General features: G+C 72.1%; 16 protein-coding genes. 8 read left to right on the top strand and 8 right to left on the bottom strand.

Going from position 1 to position 18,137, the window contains the following annotated elements:
- Nucleotide 1: 1 nt before the first annotated feature.
- The 4 genes from ACGFMM_RS27695 to ACGFMM_RS27680 form a co-directional block, all read right to left on the bottom strand.
- On the bottom strand, nt 2-1,882 hold the full coding sequence (locus ACGFMM_RS27695) for a DEAD/DEAH box helicase (RefSeq protein ID WP_393649174.1): 1,881 nt from the start codon (nt 1,880-1,882) through the stop codon (nt 2-4).
- Entirely contained in the window at nt 1,879-3,174 is a 1,296-nt protein-coding gene (locus ACGFMM_RS27690; protein WP_393649173.1) for a ParB N-terminal domain-containing protein, read from the bottom strand. Before ACGFMM_RS27690 ends, ACGFMM_RS27695 begins: the two co-directional genes overlap by 4 nt.
- A 44-nt stretch (nt 3,175-3,218) precedes the next feature.
- Complete coding sequence (locus tag ACGFMM_RS27685) at nt 3,219-3,881, bottom strand: hypothetical protein (protein ID WP_393649172.1); 663 nt, start codon at nt 3,879-3,881, stop codon at nt 3,219-3,221.
- A gap of 565 nt (nt 3,882-4,446) precedes the next feature.
- On the bottom strand, nt 4,447-5,058 hold the full coding sequence (locus tag ACGFMM_RS27680) for a TetR/AcrR family transcriptional regulator (protein ID WP_393649171.1): 612 nt from the start codon (nt 5,056-5,058) through the stop codon (nt 4,447-4,449).
- Nucleotides 5,059-5,157: 99 nt separating this feature from the next.
- On the opposite strand from ACGFMM_RS27680, the gene ACGFMM_RS27675 reads away from it, so the two are divergent.
- From ACGFMM_RS27675 to ACGFMM_RS27650, 6 genes are all read left to right on the top strand, one after another.
- The gene (locus ACGFMM_RS27675; protein WP_393649170.1) at nt 5,158-6,090 is read left to right on the top strand and encodes a TIGR03620 family F420-dependent LLM class oxidoreductase; all 933 of its coding nucleotides are present in this window, start codon (nt 5,158-5,160) and stop codon (nt 6,088-6,090) included.
- 107 nt (nt 6,091-6,197) lie between these two features.
- Nucleotides 6,198-6,587 (top strand): RidA family protein, encoded by a 390-nt coding sequence (locus ACGFMM_RS27670; protein WP_393649169.1) that lies wholly within the window; start codon nt 6,198-6,200, stop codon nt 6,585-6,587.
- Nucleotides 6,588-6,604: 17 nt separating this feature from the next.
- Nucleotides 6,605-7,207 carry a TetR/AcrR family transcriptional regulator gene (locus tag ACGFMM_RS27665; protein WP_393649168.1) on the top strand — a complete coding sequence of 201 codons (603 nt, stop codon included), beginning with the start codon at nt 6,605-6,607 and terminating at the stop codon, nt 7,205-7,207.
- A gap of 403 nt (nt 7,208-7,610) precedes the next feature.
- A complete protein-coding gene (locus ACGFMM_RS27660) occupies nt 7,611-9,338 on the top strand; it encodes an ATP-binding cassette domain-containing protein (RefSeq protein WP_393649195.1) in 1,728 nt (575 codons plus the stop codon).
- Nucleotides 9,339-9,517: 179 nt separating this feature from the next.
- Entirely contained in the window at nt 9,518-10,312 is a 795-nt protein-coding gene (locus ACGFMM_RS27655) for a hypothetical protein (RefSeq protein WP_393649167.1), read from the top strand.
- Between the two features lie 54 nt (nt 10,313-10,366).
- A complete protein-coding gene (locus ACGFMM_RS27650) occupies nt 10,367-10,855 on the top strand; it encodes a protein phosphatase (RefSeq protein WP_393649194.1) in 489 nt (162 codons plus the stop codon).
- A 52-nt stretch (nt 10,856-10,907) separates the two neighbouring features.
- On the opposite strand, the gene ACGFMM_RS27645 is transcribed toward ACGFMM_RS27650, so the two are convergent.
- Entirely contained in the window at nt 10,908-12,554 is a 1,647-nt protein-coding gene (locus tag ACGFMM_RS27645) for a hypothetical protein (protein WP_393649166.1), read from the bottom strand.
- A gap of 7 nt (nt 12,555-12,561) precedes the next feature.
- Nucleotides 12,562-13,389, bottom strand: coding sequence for a GntR family transcriptional regulator (locus ACGFMM_RS27640; RefSeq protein ID WP_393649165.1), 828 nt, complete (start codon nt 13,387-13,389; stop codon nt 12,562-12,564).
- Between the two features lie 149 nt (nt 13,390-13,538).
- Here ACGFMM_RS27640 and ACGFMM_RS27635 point away from each other — a divergent pair, with 149 nt between their 5' ends.
- Nucleotides 13,539-14,396 carry a (2Fe-2S)-binding protein gene (locus ACGFMM_RS27635; protein WP_393649164.1) on the top strand — a complete coding sequence of 286 codons (858 nt, stop codon included), beginning with the start codon at nt 13,539-13,541 and terminating at the stop codon, nt 14,394-14,396.
- 235 nt (nt 14,397-14,631) lie between these two features.
- Complete coding sequence (locus ACGFMM_RS27630; RefSeq protein ID WP_393649163.1) at nt 14,632-15,705, top strand: DUF2637 domain-containing protein; 1,074 nt, start codon at nt 14,632-14,634, stop codon at nt 15,703-15,705.
- A 33-nt stretch (nt 15,706-15,738) separates the two neighbouring features.
- Here ACGFMM_RS27630 and ACGFMM_RS27625 read toward each other — a convergent pair whose 3' ends face one another.
- Nucleotides 15,739-16,170, bottom strand: a complete 432-nt coding sequence (locus ACGFMM_RS27625) for an ATP-binding protein (RefSeq protein ID WP_393649162.1) — start codon at nt 16,168-16,170, stop codon at nt 15,739-15,741.
- Between the two features lie 221 nt (nt 16,171-16,391).
- On the bottom strand, nt 16,392-18,134 hold the full coding sequence (locus ACGFMM_RS27620; protein ID WP_393649161.1) for a pyruvate dehydrogenase: 1,743 nt from the start codon (nt 18,132-18,134) through the stop codon (nt 16,392-16,394).
- Nucleotides 18,135-18,137: the final 3 nt, after the last annotated feature.

The following is an 18,137-nucleotide window of genomic DNA, read 5'->3' as shown; positions in this document are numbered from 1 at the left end:
CTCACCGACGAAGCATGGCTGCCACGACCTGCATGTCGTCGTCCGCGGCAGCAGATCCCCCGACCTGTTCGTCGGGCTCTGGAAGCGACACGCGGACGAGACCGGGGTCGTTCATCAGCTTCGCCATCGCCTCGATCTTGTCCCGCAGCCGCCCATCGACGGCTTCGTCGATCGTCTCCTTGCTCATCAAGAGCGTGAATTTCGTGAGGGTGCCCTCCGCGAGACCGATGCGGTGGATGCGGTCCTGACTCTGCAGATAGTGGCCTGCGTTGAAGGTCCGGTCCAGGTAGACCGCGTGATGGCACCAGTGCTGCAGGCTGACGCCCTCACCGCATGCGGCCGGGTTGGCGAGCAGCACCTTGCACCGCGGATCGTTGCGGAAGCGGTCGAACTCGTCCTCCCTGGTCACCGCTCCCGCAGGAGCCCCGTCGGCGGCTGGCACGCCGCCGTGCACCATCGCCGGCTCGTACTCGCCGAGGAAACCGCGCAGGATCTTCAGATTGCGCACGAACGTCGACCACACCAGGACCTTCTGCCCGCGTGCGGCTTCGTTCACGACGATCTCCCGGACGCGGTCGTACTTCCAGGGCACCTCGTGCGCCTGGTACGAGTTCAGGAGCTTCATCAGGGGCTCGTCGCCCGCCACCTGCAGCGGAGGATGCGCGAACCCCGTCTCGTCGTCCCGGTCGGAACCCGCCACCAGCAGCGCCGGATTGGTCGCCGCTTCCAGCAGATACATCACGATCCGGCCCAGCCGGTCGAAGTCCCGGCGATCCTTCGTGGCCAGCGCGAACTCGCCCCGGTAGCGGCCCAGGAGAGCCTCGTAGATCGCCTTCTGAACGGACCCCATCTCCTGGGACTCCACGACGATCTCCGTCCGCGGCAGCTGGAGACGTGCCTTGGGAGTACGGACGAAGTACTTCGCGATCGCCTCTCCCGTGTCCCGGACCACGGACTCGTCGCGGCCATTGCGCTCGTTGTACGCGCTCTGCGGCAGGATCTTCCGGTCCTGCCCCGGATACAGGAACCGGATAGGAGCCACCAGATCATGCGCTCCCTGCGGAGCAGGCGTACCGGTCAGCACGTCGCGGCGGCGCGCCGCGTAGGCAAGGTCGAGCACCGCGCGTCCGTGGACACCTCCGGAACCCCGCTTGATGCGGTGCGCCTCGTCCAGGATGACCTGCGTGGGACGACGCGCCACGAAGTCGCGAATGCGGTCGTAGTCGCCGGCGGCCCGGTTGTAGTTCGTCAGCAGGATCTGCGTGCTGTGAGGGATCAGCGAGCCGGCGCCGCGATGGACCGTGAGCCGCGGCGCGGGCTCCAGACAGGCCACGACCTCCTCCTTCCACGCGGAGAAGGCAGCGAGCGGGGCGATCACCAGCATCTGCTCGACCTGGCCCCGAGCACGCGCCACGGCGTGGTTGGCCAGGGCCACCGTCGTCTTGCCGGCGCCGGGCACCGAGAAATCCGCCGCGTGCGGCAGCTGCACGATCCGCGCCAGGTTCTCCATCTGGAAGGACTTCAAGGTTCGGGTGAACCCCGCGGAGGCAAGCAGTTCCTCAAGATCCGCAGCCGAGTCGACGGCACCGGGATCGTCCAGAGCCGCCTGCCGCTGACGTTGGTCCGACAGCAGCGCCTGGACCTGCTCCTTCAGCGCCGGGCCCAGCTCCAGCTTCTCGCTGTAGCGTTTGCGGACTGTGCCGATGACGTGGAGCTCGGCGAGGAACACCTCCACCCGGACCTCTGTCCGGTCGCTCGCGCCGCCGACGATCCCCCGCGTGAGCGTCTCTTGGATGCTCGCCCACGCGCCCAGGCCCGTGTCGGCTCGTTTCTCCAGGACGACGACGGGCCGGGGATCCCCGTACAGCTCGGCGTAGATCAAGACTGCCCCTTGGCCTTCAGCAGGAGCTCCTCGATCTGCTCCACCTTGGACGTGAATGCCGCCTCGTCCCAGTCGTCGTACCGGCGGGCACGCGGCAGCGCCTCGATCATGCGGTTGAGATGCGAGATGACGTTGCCCGCCCGCTCGAGGGGCGCCGTGACTTCCTTGCGGTCCTGCGAGTCCTCCTTCGCCTCGGTCGCAGCGTTGGTGATCGATCGACGAAGGCCGCGCAGCAGCTGGCTCACCTCCATCGGCGGCGCGTCGCCGAACTGGATCGTCTCCTCCTCATCCTTGGCCGCGACGAGTTGCAGGAGACCGCCGAGCGGTTCGGAGGCGGCGGAGGGCCCTTCGTCGAGGAAGGCGTCCAGCAGGTCGTCCTCCCCTCCGGCACCAGGGCTCTTTGCCGCCTCGTCCAGCACCGCCTCCAGCCTGGAATCGCTCCTGATCTCGTCGAGAACGAGCTCAGCGGCGTCGGGACGGCGCAGATGACGCAGATTCCGGTACTCCACGCCAGCCAACGTGCCGATGAAGTAGACGTCCTTGACGCTCTGCGCCTCGGCCTCGGGCTTGTTCTTGATGTGCTTCGCGAGCTCGTCGAACGCCGACTCGTTGGGAATGAAGTCCACGTACTCGCGGGTGCCCTTCGACAAGGCCACGAGCTGGTGAACCTGCTGGATCTTGTCGTAGTAGGCGCGGACCTCGCCCTCCTTGCGGTGCACCCGCTCCGCGACCCGCTTGAAGCTCTTGTTCTCGCGCTCGTACAGCTCCTCGATCAACAGGGCCTCGTTGATCCACGAGTAGTCCTGCTTGAAGTCCTTCGCGACCTGGAGCTCCGTCTCAAGGTCGACCAGCTCTGCGGATGTCGCGTCCGCGGGAAGGACCAGGCACCGTACGTACCGGGCGTCGCGCACGTCGTCGTCGACGAACAGCGACCGCATGGCCGCAGAACGACGGTTGCCGTTGATGAGGACCCCGTCAGCAGTGACGATTGCGGGCTCCTGCTGCCCTCGCGCCTTCAGATCCTCTTTGAGGTCGGCGAAGCCATCCTGCTCGCGCAGGATGCGGTACTGGGCCTCCTGCGCCTCCTTCTCCAGCGGGCTGCGGGTGAACAGGTCGTCGCGACCGCTCTTGCCCCGCTCACGGATCTGTTCCGCCTTGGTGCGGTGATTGATGGTGGAGAAGCACACCCAGGTGACCTCGAGGTTCACCAACGGCAGCTCCTTCTCAGGACGCGGCCACGCGGGCACCGGCATGGTCCGCGGCGAGTCGCCCAGGCGGGCGGCGAGGTACACGGACCGGTTCGGATCGAGGGCAGGGACGGGGACGTGCATGGACGTCAGCTCCTGTGCGAAGTCGTGCGGCCGAGGCCGTAGCGCGAGATGATGTTGGTCTTTCGCCGGCCGCCGACCATCCGGTAGCCGATGCTCCCTACGAAGTGCGCCATCTGGTCTTCCGGAATGCCAAAGGCCTTGAGCAGGACGGCGGGGAAGCGACGCTCCTGTCCCCCGCGCCAGTTCCACTCGCTCGCCGAGGGGTCCCGGTCCGGGAACACGTAGATGCACGGAGGCGGCACCTTGCGTCCGTCGATAGTGACGGACCGGTCCGCCTTCGGGCAGACACGTCCGGGCCCGCCGCAGGGGCTGCTGTGGAAGATCACGCCGGCGAGCCGGTCCGGCCTGTCGTCCGTGAAGCGCTGGAACAGCCGGTTGACTCCCTTGGAGACGTGCTCACCCGGCTGGAAGCCCATGTTGTCGCACACCCACCACAGATAGGCCTCGCCCGCCCACTCGGGCACCGTCCATCGAGTGCTGCTGTGAGCGCCGTCCGGGCACCCCTTCTGGATGACGGCGACGTCGTGGTCCATTCCGGGAACGGCGAGGCGGTAGACGGTGTCGTCGCCGTACACCGGCTCCTCGACCCGCCCGACCAGACCGTCGGCGACAAGGCGGCCCATCACGCTTTGGACGAACTCCCGGCGCTCGGCGGTGCTGGCGCTCATGCTTCCGCGCATCCTCTGGATCGCCATCGGCAGTGCGTCGCGGAACTCCTCCTCCGTGACGCCGTTGCGAGCCAGCAGCTCCGCCTCCGCCCCGAGGCTGCGGATCAGGCCGGAGATCCTCTCCACGACCTCCGGGGGCGGAGCCCCCGCGTGACGACACGGTGCGGCGTCCTCAGCGCCCATGCTGCTGCCCCCTGGTCCACGTAAACTGTTTCGCCGAAAGCCTCTGCCCCGCAAGCGCGTTGAGTCCCACACGAAGCGCCCGGACACTCCACAGATCCCCGAAGAGCAGAGCAAGAATCGTAACAACGGGGTCCGACACCGTACGTTGCCCACTTGAGTTCACTGCCTGAACGCCTCCGAGCCGTCGATGCCGACAACGCGGGGTGCGGGCCATCGGTGTGGATCCGGGCGAACCAATATTCGGCGCAGCCCGCGGCCATTGGCCGGAGGCGGACTTCCGGATCGCGGGGCGTAGGAGCCGCCGCCGCTGACCGGCTCTTCCTGGCCCCGGCGATGTTCCTCGCGGCGACACCCGCGGCGGAGTGAGTCCCCCGCTGCGCCCTCAGCCGCTGCGACGCCGTCCCGCATGCGCCGCGTCGAGTGCGAGGGCGAGCAGGCGCTCGGCCCGTTCCGCATCCTCGTCGTGAGCGGTGGCCAGCGCGATCCCGGTGACGAGGTGGAGGAGGTCGTCGACGGCCAGGTCGGCTCGGGCGGTTCCCCGCTCCTGAGCCAGGGCGAGCAGACCGGCCGCGGCGTTCAGGATGAGCCCGTGGCAATCGACGTCCGTCGCGCCGGGTTCGTCGACCATCAGGGCGGTGCCGATGCCGTGGTGGGCGCGCGCATGGGCGAGGAACGCGCCCAGCCATCGCGCCAGCGCGTCGTCGGCGGAGGCAGCCGCGTCGGCCGATCCTGCCGTACGCAGTCTCGCCGCTTCGTCGCACAGCGCCTGGACCCGGTCCTTGAGCACCGCGGTCAGCAGGCTCTGGCGGTTCGGGAAGTGCCGGTACAGGGTTCCGGGGCCCACGCCGGCCCGGCGGGCGATCTCGTTGAGCGACGCTCCCGGACCGCCTTCGACGAACACCTCGTGCGCGGCGGCGACCAGACGCTCGCGATTCAGGCGCGCGTCCGTACGCCTCGGCGGCCGCGCGCCGTCGTCACCCTGTCCGGCCGTCATCGTCCTCCTCACGGGCTGGCGAAACGGAGAGTCTCTCCGTATCGTAGCGCCCACTAACCGGAGAACCTCTCCGGAACGCGCACCCGAGGAGTGACACCCATGACGGACGGCACATCGGCAGCGCTCGGCCAGGTGGGGATCTGGACCTTCGCGTACGACGGGCAGCCCGCCGGCCTGGTCCGCGAATCGGCCGCGGAATTGGAGGAGTTGGGCTACGGGGCACTCTGGTACGGAGAGGCCTTCGGCCGTGACACGGTGGGCCAGGCCTGGCTGCTGCTCTCGGCCACCCGCCACCTCCCCGTCGCCTCCGGCATCGCCAACATCGCCTTCCGGGAGCCGCTCGCCACCGCCGCCGCGGCGCGCACGCTGGGCGAGGCGTTCCCCGGACGCTACGTACTGGGCCTGGGCGGGCACCGCGTCGACGGCACCGTCCAGGAGGTCGACGGGTACGCCGTACCGACCCGCACCAGGGCGCTGTCCACGATGCGTTCGTATCTGGACGCGATGGACGCGGCTCCCGCCCACGGCCCGCGGCCGGACCCCGCCCCCCGCCGGCTGCTGGCCGCGCTGGGCCCGCAGATGCTGAAGCTGGCCGCCGGGCGCACCTGGGGCGCGCACACGTACTTCGTGCCCGTCGAGCACACCGCGCGGGCCCGTGCACTCATGGGACCGGACGCGTTTCTCGGCGTCGAGCAGGCCGTCGTCCTCGACCACGACCCGGCCCGGGCTCGGGACGTGGCCACGGCGCACGTCGCGGGGTACCTGTCGATGGCGCCCCACCAGGAGGCGAACGTACGCCGACTCGGATTCGGGGACGAGGACCTCGTCGGCGGCCCGAGCCGCAGACTCGTGGAGGCGATCGTCGCGTACGGCGACGTCGACGCGATCCGCCGCCGCGTGCAGCAGCACCTCCAGGCCGGCGCCGATCACGTCTGCCTTCAGGTCCTGACCGCCTCCCCGACCGCACTGCCGCGAGCCGAGTGGCGCGAACTCGCCCCCGCCCTCCTCGACCGTCACACCGCACCGAGATGAATTTTGAAACGATCGATCCATAACCTGGTAACGTCGGCCGAGTTCTGCAGCATTCGCTACAGAACTTGAGCGCCACCGGCACACCCGGAAACCATGAAGGAACCACCATGCCCACCCCCACCGCCGTCGCCGGCGCCCCCGACTGGTACGCCCCGACGCGCATCTCGCTCGGCATACGCGTCGGGGATCTGGTCTTCACCTCGGGCCAGGCGCCCGTCGACGACAGCGGCAGCACCGTCGCGCCCGGGGACTTCGCGGCGCAGGCCCGCCAGGCCATGGCCCATGTGGCCGACGTCCTCACCCGCGCGGGTTCCGGCCCCGAACGCCTGGTCAAGGTCACCGTCTTCGTCACCGACATCGCTCACCAGGACCTCTTCGCAGCGGTGCGCGACGAGTGGTACCCGACCCCGTTCCCGGCCGAGTCCTTCGTCCAGGTCGCCGCGCTGGCGGACCCCCGGTGGCTGGTCGAGATCGAGGCGATCGGCGCCGTCGGCTGAAGCCTTAGGGTGGACATATGGCCAGGCCACGACAGTTCGACGAGGACCGCGTCATCGACGCGGCCATGGACACGTTCTGGCGCAAGGGGTACGAGGCGACCTCCACCCGGGACCTGTGCGAGAGCACCGGCCTGGGGCCGTCCAGCCTCTACAACACCTTCGGAGGCAAGCGGCAGTTGTATCTGCGCGCGCTGGACCGGTACTACGAGACGGCCCCCGCCGACCAGCTGGAGCTCCTGGCCGGGCCGGGCACCGCGGTGGAACGCATGCGGGCCCTGATGACGCATGCCGTCGACGCCGACGTGACCACCGGGAGCGCCGCACCGCCGGGCTGCTTCGCGGTCAACGCGGCGATCGAGACCGCGACGCTGGACCCCGACGTCCGCCACGTGGTGCGGCGCACCTTCGACCGCGTCGAAGACGCCCTCCGGACGGTCGTCACGGCAGGCCAGGCCGCCGGCGAGATCCGCACGGACCGCGACCCCACCACCCTCGCCCGCCAAGTGCAGAGCGCCTACTACGGGTTGCGGGTGCTCAGCCGGGTCCACAGCGACCGGGACGCGCTCCTCGCCACCGCAGACGGCACTCTGGAGTCGCTCCGCCCCGGCCCGGTCTCGTGATCAACACGCACGACTGACAGACCGCCACGTCCCACCCCTCCCACCCGTCACGAGAACCGGCGTTTCGGTCAGTCGCGGTCACCCCGGAGGCCCCGCGGCAGCGCGGTTCGGCGTGCGGGGGCCCGGAATCCGGGGGGTGTACGTCGTCCGGAATCGAGCGCGTTCGATTCGTGCGCGGCCTCGTTGAGCCGGTCACCGCCGCACCGTCCAGGGGCGGCGACGACCCGGAGGAGGCACGCAGGTGACCACGCACGACACCGCGACAGACAGGACCGAGACGCCTCCCCCTCCCCCGCCCGCCACGATCGGGTACGAGGGGAAGTTCGGCAAGAACCCGCTGGCGGAGGCCAGTTTCCGGAAGCTGTGCGGGCGGCTGCCGTCCGTGCTGGGGCGCACCGCGCGCATGGCCTGGGCCGTCGACCGGCCGGCCTCCGTGCTGCTGCTGGTGAGCCAGCTCGTCACCGGCGTCGCGGCCGCCGTCGTCCTCGGCGCCACCGCCCGCGCCATGACGCATCTCCTCGGCGACGGCGCCGTGCCCGAACGCCTGCGCGCGGCTCTGCCGGCCCTCGCGGTCGTCGCCGCCGCGGCGGCGGCCGGACGGATCAGCGGCGCCTTCGCCTCGTACGCCGACGGGCGCATCACCCCGCGCCTGACGACCGAGGCCGACGTCGCGCTCGTCTCCGCCGTCTGCCGCGTGGAGGCGTCCGCGTACGGGGAGGACGGCTTCGCCGACCGGCAGGAGGCGGCCGAGGTCGGCGTCAGCCGCACCACGATGATGGTGAAGGACGCCCAGCGGTTCATGGCGGCGCTCATCCGCATGATCGCCGCGGCCGGCGTCATCACCGCGCTGCACTGGCTGATGCTCCCGCTCCTGCTGCTCGCCGTCCTGCCCGCCGGCGCGGGCGCGGTGCTGTCCGCCCGGGTCGACTACGAGACCCACTACGCCAACGTCGGCGACCGCAACGTCCGCGGCATGATGCGCTGGTGGGCGACGTACCCGCGGCACGCCGACGAGGTCCGCGCCAACGGGATGACCGGCTACCTCGTGTACTGGTACCGCGCCCTGTCCGAGCGCATCGACCGGCGCACCCTCACCGCGGCGCCCCGCATGCTCCGCATCGTCCTGGCGACCTCCGCGCTCGGCGGGCTGTTCCTCCTGCTCACCTGGGCCGCCCTCGCGTGGCTCGCGAGCGGCGGGCACATCGCCCTGCCCGTCGCCGCCACCGCGGTCGTCGCCGTGCAGACGACGCTGGCCGCGCTGTCCCAGCTCGTCCAGAACGGCGCCGCGCTGTTCCACACCTCGCTGTACCTCGCCGACATGCGTGCGTTCCTCGACCTGGCGGGCGAACGGGCCCCGCGGCGCGGCGAGTCGACGATCCCGGACCGGGTCGACGAGATCCGGCTCGACGAACTCGTGTACCGGTACCCCGGCAAGGAGGCGCCCGCGGTCGACGGGGTCTCGCTCACGCTGCGGCGCGGCGAGATCCTGGCCGTCGTGGGCGAGAACGGCTCCGGCAAGTCCACGCTGACCAAACTGATCACCGGCATCCTGCTGCCCGACAAGGGGCGCGTCCTGTGGGACGGCACCGACCTCGCCGACGCCCGGCCGGACTCCGTCTGGTCCCGTACGGCCCTCGTGCCGCAGAACTTCGCCTGCTGGCCGCTGCGCGCGCGGGAGAACATCACGCTCGGCCAGCCGAGGACCTACGACGACGCGCCCGTGTGGGAGGCCGTCGACGCGGTCGGGATGCGCGATGCGGTCGAGAAGCTGCCGCGCGGGCTCGACACCCTGCTCGCCCGCGAACTCTTCGGGGGCGCCGAGCTGTCGGGCGGTCAGTGGCAGCGCCTGGTCTGTGGCCGGGCCCTGTACCGTCGCACGCCGCTGCTGATCCTCGACGAACCGACGTCGCAGATGGACCCGCGCGGTGAGCACCAGATCTTCCTGGAGATCAAACGCATCGCCGCGGAGCGCATGACCATCGTCGTCACCCACCAGCTCGAGAACACCCGGCTCGCCGACCGCATCGTCGTCCTGCAGAACGGCCGCATCACCGAACACGGCCACTACGACGAGCTCGCCCACGCCGGCGGTCTCTTCGCGGAACTGCTCGCGCTGGCCAAGGACCGGTGAGTCCCGTGTCCTCGGAAGACCGCACCCGCCGGTAATTCATGTTCGATTACCGGTAAACGACCGGGGATTGTGAATTCATTCACCTAACCCCTTGGCCGGGCCGCCCGTTCATGCTGAGATTCGATCTGACTCAACAGCTCAATGGCGCGCTCGGGGAGGGCAATGTGGCGGACACCGCCATGTCTGGTTCCGGTTCCGAATCAAGGGATGGCGACGATCCGTCCCTCGCCCATGGCAAGGAGACCGCCGTACAGACCGCCATATGGCGGTTGCGCTCCCGGGGCTGCTGGACCGACGCGGCCGCCCTGCTCCTCCCGCACACCGACGATCCGGCCGCGGCGCTCCAGCGCGCCGCGCTGCTGATCGAGCGGTGCCTCTACACGGAGCAGGGCTGGGCGGAGGCCGAGGAGGCGCTGCGGGCGGCCGAGGCGGTGGCGCAGGACGACGAGGAGCGCGGGGCGGCCGCCTGCGAACGGGGCTATCTCGCCTACGCCTCCACGCTGTTGGGCGTCCGGGACCGCGCCGACGAGGCGCGGGCCGCGCTCGGCCGGGCGGCCGCGCTGATCGGGCCCTCGGCGCAGGGGCGGCCCCTGCTGGACTTCCGGCGCGGGCTGATCGCGCAGAACCTCGGCGACTCGCCGCAGGCGGCGCGCGCCGCGTACCGCCGGGCGCACGCGGGCGCGACGGCGCAGAACGACACGCTGCTGCTCTCCTCCACCTGGCGGCACCTCGCCGGACTCGCCCTGCACGAGGGCGAGTTGGCGGAGGCACGGCACGGCTTCGCGGAGTCCCTGCGGATCCGTGAGGAGCTCGGATATCTCGTCGGCACCGCCCCGGCGCTCGCCTCGCTCGCCGCCACCGAGACCGAGCCGGAGGCCGGGCGGCTGCGGGCCGAGGCGCGCCGGCTGTTCCATCTGCTCGGCGGGGTGCCGACGTGGCTGGCCGCGCATTTGACCGCCCGGCCGGCGGTCTGAGGCCCGGCGGGAGGGGGAGCAGGCGTGACCGAGAGCCGCGGCGAAAACGAGGAGGTGCCGGAACCCGGCGCTCCCTGGAGCGAGATCATTCCGGGACTGTGGATGGGCGGGCACTTCTGGGACGACGGTTCCGGAATTCCCCGGCCGGCCGTCGCGAAGAGTGAATTCTCGCTGGTCGTGAGTCTGTTCACTCGTTCGGGTCATGGTCCGGACGACGGAGTGGATCATCTCGTCCATGAAATCCCCGACAATCCGCTGACGTTCGAACAGCTGGGTGCGGTACGGGAGGCGGCCGCGGCGACGGCGGCCGCGGTACGGGACGGCCGGCCCACGCTCGTCCGCTGCTTCGCCGGCTACAACCGCTCCGGCCTCGTCACCGCGCAGGCGCTCGTGGAGCTGGGGCTGGACGCGGAGGAGGCCGTCGCCCTGATCCGGCGGCGGCGCTCGTCGTGGGCGCTGCACAACGAGGTGTTCGTGCAGTACCTGGAGACCGGGCTGGACGTCGCGCAGTTGCTGACGGGGCTCGATTCACCGGCGCCGTGAACGGCCGCCGCCGTGAGCAGCCGGCGCTGTGAAGCGGCCGCCGCCCCGGCGGTCAGGCGCTCGCCGGCAGGCCGAGCAGGATCAGGGACTCGTCCGTGCCCACCACGGCCGTGCCGTCCGGCGTGAGCGCCACGGCGCGGACCGGCGGCCCCGGGCGGAACGGGACCGGGGCGGAGCCGCCGGGACGGTGCAGTTCGACGAGGCCGTCCGCCCAGGCGACCAGCAGCAGCGGGCCGTCCGGCCCGGGGGCGGCGGCCAGCGCGACGACCGCGCAGGCGCGTTCCGCGACGGGCGCCGGGCGTGGGGTGCAGCCGGGACGCCAGGTGCGGACCGCGCCGTCCGCGCCCCCGCTGCACGCCAGCGGGGACGGGCCGGCGACGTACGCCAGGGCCGTGACCCGTCCGGCGTGCAGGGCGGCCTGGTGGACCCCGTCGATGCCGAAGGCATGCACGGACCCCATCCGGTCGCCCACCAGGACGGCTCCGTCGGCGGTGGTGAGCGCGGTGCCCGGGTGCACGTCGAGCGTCTCGGCCACGGCTCGCGTGAGCCGGCTCCCGGGCCCCCGCTCGGTACGCAGCCGCCCCCGCTCGTCCAGCAGGAGCAGGGTGCCGTCGTCGAGGACGGCGAGGGACCGGGGCCGGCGTACGGAGGTGGCGAACGCTTCGGCGGCGGCGACGTAGGCGGCGTCCAGGGTGTGGACGGTTCCTAGGTCGTCCGCCAGGAGCAGGTGCCCCGTACCGTCCACGGCCAGGGTTGCGGCCGGACCCGGCCAGGCAGGGGCGTGGTCTCCTCGGACCCTGGTCGCGACCAGCCGCCAGGGCTCGTCGCCGGCCAGGTCCGCGAGGTCGGCCCGGAGCACCGGATCGGCGTCCTCGCCGAGCGCGGCGAGCAGCGCGAGGGCCCGTACGCCGGCGGGCACGTCGCGTACGACCGCCTGACCGGCGCGCAGCCAGGCCCGCCCCAGCCCTCCGTGCTCGGCCCCCTCCCGGTCGTACGCCACGGTGACGCGCCGCGGGTCCGCCGCGCAGACGGCCCCGGCGGCGCCGAGATCCAGTCCGTCGCCGGCGGGCTCCGGCCGCCGCGCGGCAGGGAGGGTGGGGCCGGGACCGGCCTGTACGGCCGCGGGCGGGGGTCCGGCGTCCACCGCCGTGGGCGCGTGTCCGGCTTCCACCGCCGCGGGCGCGCGTCCGGCTTCCACCGCCGTGGGCGGGGGTCCGGCGGCGTCCACCGCCGCCGGCGCGACCGGCCGGACCACCGCCGGGGCGTCGTCCATCAGGCTCGTCAGGTCGTCGTCGTCCGGCCAGTGGGACCGTTCCAGTTCGTCCAGGAGGATCGCGGGGCCCTGGGAGAGCCGGGGGGTCAGCGGGTCGGGCGACTCGACCAGGAGGCGGAGGCAGCCGAGGTCGGCCAGGGAGAGGATCAGCTCCGCGAGGCCCTTCGGGTCGTCCGCCTCCGCGAGGCCGGGAAGGGCCAGGGTGCGGCGGCGGCCGTCGGCGAGGAGGGCCGTCAGGAGCTCCGCCGGGGTGCGCGCGGCGACGCCCAGCGTGTTGGCGAGGGTCCAGACCGCGCCGGGCACGCCGTGGCCCGCCAGCGACAGGACCGTCACGCCGGGCAGCCGCACCGGCGGCAGCTCGGGGACCAGGCAGAGCCGGGGCGCGCGCGGGTCGGCGAGCCAGGCGCGCAGAAGAGCCTCGGGCACGTGTGCGTCAGCCTTCCGATCCGGTGAAGTGCTCCCGTACGAGGGACCGCACGACGGGCAGGTCCTGTGCGATCAGCGCGTCGAGCAGCGCGCTGTGCTCCGCCGCGTCCGCCACGAGGTCCGCGTGGCGGGCCACCGGCGCGCTGGTCAGCGGCCACTGGGAGCGCCGGTGCAGGTCGTCCGCGACGGCGACCAGCTGGGCGTTGCCGGCCAGCGCCAGTACCGCCCGGTGGAAGGCGCGGTCGGTCTCCGCGTAGTGCGCCCGGTCGCCGCGCGCCGCGGCGGCCCCCGTCGCCTCGGCCAGCGGCCGCAGCTCGCGCCAGCGCTCCGCGGGGACCGTGCGGGCCAGGTCCAGCATGACCGGGACCTCGATCAGCGCCCGTACCGCCGCCAGCTCGGCGAGCTCCCGGGGCGTGCGGACCGTCACCCGGAAGCCGCGGTTCGGGACGACCTCGACGGCGCCTTCCAGGGCCAGCTGCTGCATGGCCTCGCGCACGGGGGTCGCCGAGACGCCGAAGCGGTCGCCGAGCGCCGGAGCGGAGTACACCTCGCCGGGGACCAGCTCGCCGCCGACGAGCGCGGTGCGCAGCGCGTCGAGGATCTGCCCGCGCACCGAGTGCCGGCGCACGACCCGTGCGGCAGGGGCGGGCGGCTCGCTGTGGGTGTGCTCCCCGCGCGCCTGCTCGTGCGCGGGTATGCGCGCCTGCTCGGGCACGCGCGGGGCCGTGGCCTCGTACGCGGGCGTCCCGAAGTCGTCGTAGGCGTCGTAGGCGACACCGCCGGAGGCGGCGTACGGCTGCTCCGCCGCGCGCTCGCGCGCTCTGCCCTGCTCCACCCGGGTCCTCCCGCGGCCTCGTGCCGAGCCCGGCTCGCGATACCGGGTTCCCCTGTGCACCATAGGCGGACAGACCGGGAGTTCAAACATCGAACGCGTCGGGTAAGGTAAGGCTAACCTGCTAACGATCGCGATTCGGTGGTCCCTGAATGGCCGTCCCCGCTCTGCTCCCCGCCGTGCCCGCAGTCCCCTCCTCCCCGGTCGCGGCCGCGTACGCCCGGCTCACCGAGGTCTTCCCCGGGCTGCGGATACAGGAGCTCGGGCCCGGCGAGACCGCCCCGCGCGGCGGCGGCTGGGTCGGCGCGGACGAGCTCGCGGCCGGCGGTCCCGCCCTCGACGCGTTCCTCGCCTGGGACGACGCGCAGGTGCTGCGCGACTACGGCACCCGGGCCCGGCCCGACGTGGTCGCCAGTTTCGGACTGCACCGGTACGCCTGGCCCGCCTGTCTCCTGGTGACGATCCCCTGGTTCCTGCACCGCCGCGTGCCCCGCGTCCCCGTCGCGGACGTGGCCTACGAGCGGGCGCACGGCCGGATGACCGTACGGATCACCGACTTCGCCTGTCTGCCCGGCGACCCGGCCGCCGCGCTGCCCGGCGCACGCGTCGTACCGGACGAGGAGGCCCTGCGCGCCGAGGTCCGCGAATCCCTCGCCGAGCACTTCGAACCCGTCCTGAACGGCTTCGGGCCCCGGATGCGGCGCGGGCGGCGGGCCCTGTGGGGCATGGCGACGGACGAGATCGTCGAGGGGCTCTGGTACCTCGGCGCGCTGCTCGGCGAGGAGCCGCGGGCGATGGCGGAGCTGGAGCTGCTGCTGCCGGGCACGGCGAAGCCGTACGTCGGGGCCGCGGGCTTCCGCGAGCTGGCCGGGCCGGACGGGGCGGCGCTGCCGACCCGGGACCGGGCGAGCTGCTGCCTCTTCTACACGCTGCGCCCCGAGGACACCTGCGTGACCTGCCCGCGCACCTGCGACGCGGAGCGGCTGCGGCGGCTCACCGCCGCCGCCTGACCCCCGGACGGGGTCACCACGGGGTCACGCCTTCCCGCGGTATTTCATGCCACCCCTCCGGGTGGCATGAATCGAACGCAACTCGCGCCATCGGTACGGCAGTTCGAGCAGATCGCACCTATTCGTATGCCTCGCGGCCTCATTGGCGTGCTCTTGGTCCGAAACCCCCTGTGGAGCCTCGGCCTTCGGTCAATATGGGCCGCCGAAACGCCTTACGCGATGCAAGGGACACCGCATGAGACTGACCGACATATCGCTGGACTGGCTGCTTCCGGGTGGCGTGATGCTCGTCGGAGTCCTGACGGCGGTGGCGGTGCTCGCGCGCGGTAAGCGCGCCGGTGACCAGTCCTCGGCCGACGACTCCTGGGAACGCAGCGAGGAGCGCCGCCGTCGCAAGGAGGCGGTCTACGGCACCGCGTCCTACGTGCTCCTGTTCTGCTGCGCGGCCGTCGCCGCCGCGCTCTCGTTCCACGGCCTGGTCGGCTTCGGCCGGCAGAACCTGAACCTCACCGGCGGCTGGGAGTACCTCGTCCCCTTCGGCCTCGACGGCGCGGCGATGTTCTGCTCGGTGCTCGCCGTCCGCGAGGCGAGCCACGGCGACGCGGCCCTCGGCTCCCGGCTCCTCGTCTGGACCTTCGCCGGCGCGGCCGCCTGGTTCAACTGGGTGCACGCCCCGCGCGGCCTGGGCCACGACGGCGCCCCGCAGTTCTTCGCCGGCATGTCGCTGTCGGCGGCGGTCCTGTTCGACCGCGCGCTCAAGCAGACCCGCCGGGCGGCACTGCGCGAGCAGGGCCTGGTGCCCCGCCCGCTGCCGCAGATCCGCATCGTCCGCTGGCTGCGGGCCCCCAGGGAGACCTTCGCGGCCTGGTCGCTGATGCTCCTGGAGGGCGTCCGCACGCTGGACGAGGCGGTCGACGAGGTCCGCGAGGACCGGCGCGAGAAGCAGCACAACCGGATGCGCCGGCGCGAGCAGCAGAAGCTGGACCGGGCCCGGCTGCGGGCCATCAGCGGACAGCACCGGGCGTTCGGCCTCGGCCGCGGCGGCCGTCAGGTCGAGATGCCGCCGCTGCCCGCCGGCACGGCCTCCGCGGCGACGGGGTCGGTCCCGTCGGTCGCGGAGCCCGCCATAGCCGACCCCGGACAGCTGCCGCTTCGACCCCGGCCCTCCCTGCAGGCCGTGAGGGGCGCTGACGTCCGGGGCGCCGAGTCCCGGACGGTGGACCTCACCGCGGAGGACGACACCCAGACGCTGCCCCGTCTCGATTCGCTCGAGCGCAAACTCGCCGATCTGGAGCAGCAGTTCGGGTGAGCTCCCGGTGTCGGAACCGTCGGCGCGGCGCGGTCACGCGGCCGCGCCGGCGAGTTCGAACCAGACGACCTTCCCGGGCTCCGAGGCCCTGATGCCCCAGGCGTCGGCGAGGGCCTCGACCAGGACAAGACCCCGGCCGTGCGTGGCCTGATGGGCGACGGGTACGTCCCCGGGCGTCGCGCGGTCCGGGTCCCCGGGCGTCCCACGGTCCCGGTCCCCCGGCGTCGGACGGTGCGTACCGCGGTCGGCGTGCGGCACGTACGGCTCCGGCAGTTCGGGGACGAAGTCCCGCACCTCCACCCGCAGGGTGTCCCGGGTGTCGGGGACGACGGTGGCGGTGACCACCGCTCCCCGGTCGGTATGGACCAGCGCGTTGGTGACCAGTTCACTGGTGAGCAGCAACGCGACGTCGCTCGCGCCGGGTTCGCCCCAGTGCCGGAGCATCCTCCGCAGCGCGTGTCTCACCTCAGGTATCGCCGCGAGTTCGGCGCATCCCACCTTTCTCCGCAGTTGAGTCGGGCGTCCTGCCTCCCCGTTCATAACCCCCACCCACACGTCGGAACGACCCTTTCTCTCGAACACGCTCACGGGGATGCATGCCCCGACAGAACGCCCGCATTCCTGACCGATCGCCGACGAGCGGATGCATCGGGGTAAGTCGCTCCCCCGCGGCGCACGCCGGGAGTTCAGGGACGGGGCACATGGCGCAGATTCGAGCGGGCCATCTGGAGCATCCGGCCGACCCCACCGTCCAGCACGATCTTGCTCGCGGAGAGCGCGAACCCGGACACCATCTCGGCGCTGATCTTCGGCGGGATGGACAGCGCGTTCGGGTCGGTGACCACGTCCACCAGGGCCGGGCCGCGGTGCCGGAAGGCGTCCTTGAGCGCGCCCGCGAGATGCTTGGGCTTCTCGACCCGTACGCCGTGGGCCCCGCAGGCGCGGGCGACGGCGGCGAAGTCCGGGTTGCGGTTGGTCGTCCCGTAGGAGGGCAGCCCGGCGACCAGCATCTCCAGCTCGACCATGGAGAGGGAGGAGTTGTTGAACAGGACGACCTTCACCGGTAGGTCGTACTGGACGAGGGTGAGGAAGTCGCCCATCAGCATGGAGAATCCGCCGTCTCCGGACATCGACACGACCTGCCGCCGCCGGTCGGTGAACTGCGCCCCGATCGCCTGCGGCAGCGCGTTGGCCATGGAGCCATGGGTGAACGAACCGATGATGCGGCGCCGGCCGTTGGGCGAGAGATAGCGCGCCGCCCAGACATTGCACATGCCGGTGTCGACGGTGAACACGGCGTCGTCGTCGGCGAGTTCGTCGAGGACGGAGGCGACGTACTCCGGGTGGATCGGGACGTGCTTCTCGACCTTGCGGGTGTACGCCTTGACGACGTTCTCCAGCGCGTCGGCGTGCTTCTTCAGCATCCGGTCCAGGAAGCGGCGGTCGGTCTTGGCCCGCACGCGCGGGATCAGACAGCGCAGCGTCTCGCGGACGTCGCCCCAGACGGCCAGGTCCAGCGTGGAGCGCCGGCCGAGGTGCTCGGGCCGCACGTCCACCTGGACGATCTTCACGTCGTCGGGCAGGAACGCGTTGTACGGGAAGTCGGTGCCGAGCAGGATCAGCAGCTCGCACTCGTGGGTGGCCTCGTAGGCGGCGCCGTAGCCGAGGAGTCCGCTCATCCCGACGTCGAAGGGGTTGTCGTACTGGATCCACTCCTTGCCGCGCAGGGCGTGGCCGACCGGCGCCTTGACTCGCTCCGCGAACTGCATGACCTCGGCGTGCGCGCCGGCGGTGCCGCTGCCGCAGAACAGGGTCACCCGGTCGGCCGCGTCGATCAGCCGGACGAGTTCGTCGATCTCGGCGTCCCCGGGGCGGACCGTCGGGCGGGTGGTGACCAGCGCGGTCTCGACGGACCTCTCGGGGGCCTGCTGGGAGGCGATGTCGCCGGGCAGGGCGACCACCCCCACACCGCCCCGGCCGACGGCGTGCTGGATGGCCGTGTGCAGCACGCGGGGCATCTGGCGGGGGTTGGAGATCAGCTCGCTGTAGTGGCTGCACTCGCGGAACAGCTGGTCGGGATGGGTCTCCTGGAAGTACGAGAGGCCGATCTCGCCGGACGGGATGTGCGAGGCCAGCGCGAGCACCGGGGCCATGGAGCGGTGGGCGTCGTAGAGGCCGTTGATCAGGTGCAGATTGCCGGGGCCGCAGGAGCCGGCGCAGGCGGCGAGCCTTCCGGTGAGCTGCGCCTCGGCGCCGGCCGCGAACGCGGCGGTCTCCTCGTGCCGGACCTGGATCCAGTCGATGCCGGGGCGGCGGCGGATCGCGTCGACGACCGGGTTGAGGCTGTCGCCGACGACCCCGTAGAGGCGCTGGACCCCGGCGCGTACGAGGATGTCGACGAACTGTTCTGCGACGTTCTGTCTGGCCATGGG

The sequence above is a fragment of the Streptomyces sp. NPDC048604 genome (assembly GCF_043199435.1).
In the GTDB taxonomy this organism is placed as follows: Bacteria; Actinomycetota; Actinomycetes; order Streptomycetales; family Streptomycetaceae; genus Streptomyces.
This window is presented reverse-complemented; position numbering and strand designations above follow the sequence as displayed.

Excerpts from the sequence above, each read along its gene's own strand:
- ACGFMM_RS27670 (WP_393649169.1), top strand. The coding sequence starts at position 6,198 with ATGCCCACCCCCACCGCCGTCGCCGGCGCCCCCGACTGGTACGCCCCG.
- ACGFMM_RS27635 (WP_393649164.1), top strand. The coding sequence starts at position 13,539 with ATGGCCGTCCCCGCTCTGCTCCCCGCCGTGCCCGCAGTCCCCTCCTCC.
- ACGFMM_RS27620 (WP_393649161.1), bottom strand. The coding sequence starts at position 18,134 with ATGGCCAGACAGAACGTCGCAGAACAGTTCGTCGACATCCTCGTACGC.
- ACGFMM_RS27655 (WP_393649167.1), top strand. The coding sequence starts at position 9,518 with ATGTCTGGTTCCGGTTCCGAATCAAGGGATGGCGACGATCCGTCCCTC.
- ACGFMM_RS27675 (WP_393649170.1), top strand. The coding sequence starts at position 5,158 with ATGACGGACGGCACATCGGCAGCGCTCGGCCAGGTGGGGATCTGGACC.
- ACGFMM_RS27665 (WP_393649168.1), top strand. The coding sequence starts at position 6,605 with ATGGCCAGGCCACGACAGTTCGACGAGGACCGCGTCATCGACGCGGCC.
- ACGFMM_RS27660 (WP_393649195.1), top strand. The coding sequence starts at position 7,611 with ATGGCCTGGGCCGTCGACCGGCCGGCCTCCGTGCTGCTGCTGGTGAGC.
- ACGFMM_RS27630 (WP_393649163.1), top strand. The coding sequence starts at position 14,632 with ATGAGACTGACCGACATATCGCTGGACTGGCTGCTTCCGGGTGGCGTG.
- ACGFMM_RS27680 (WP_393649171.1), bottom strand. The coding sequence starts at position 5,058 with ATGACGGCCGGACAGGGTGACGACGGCGCGCGGCCGCCGAGGCGTACG.
- ACGFMM_RS27685 (WP_393649172.1), bottom strand. The coding sequence starts at position 3,881 with ATGAGCGCCAGCACCGCCGAGCGCCGGGAGTTCGTCCAAAGCGTGATG.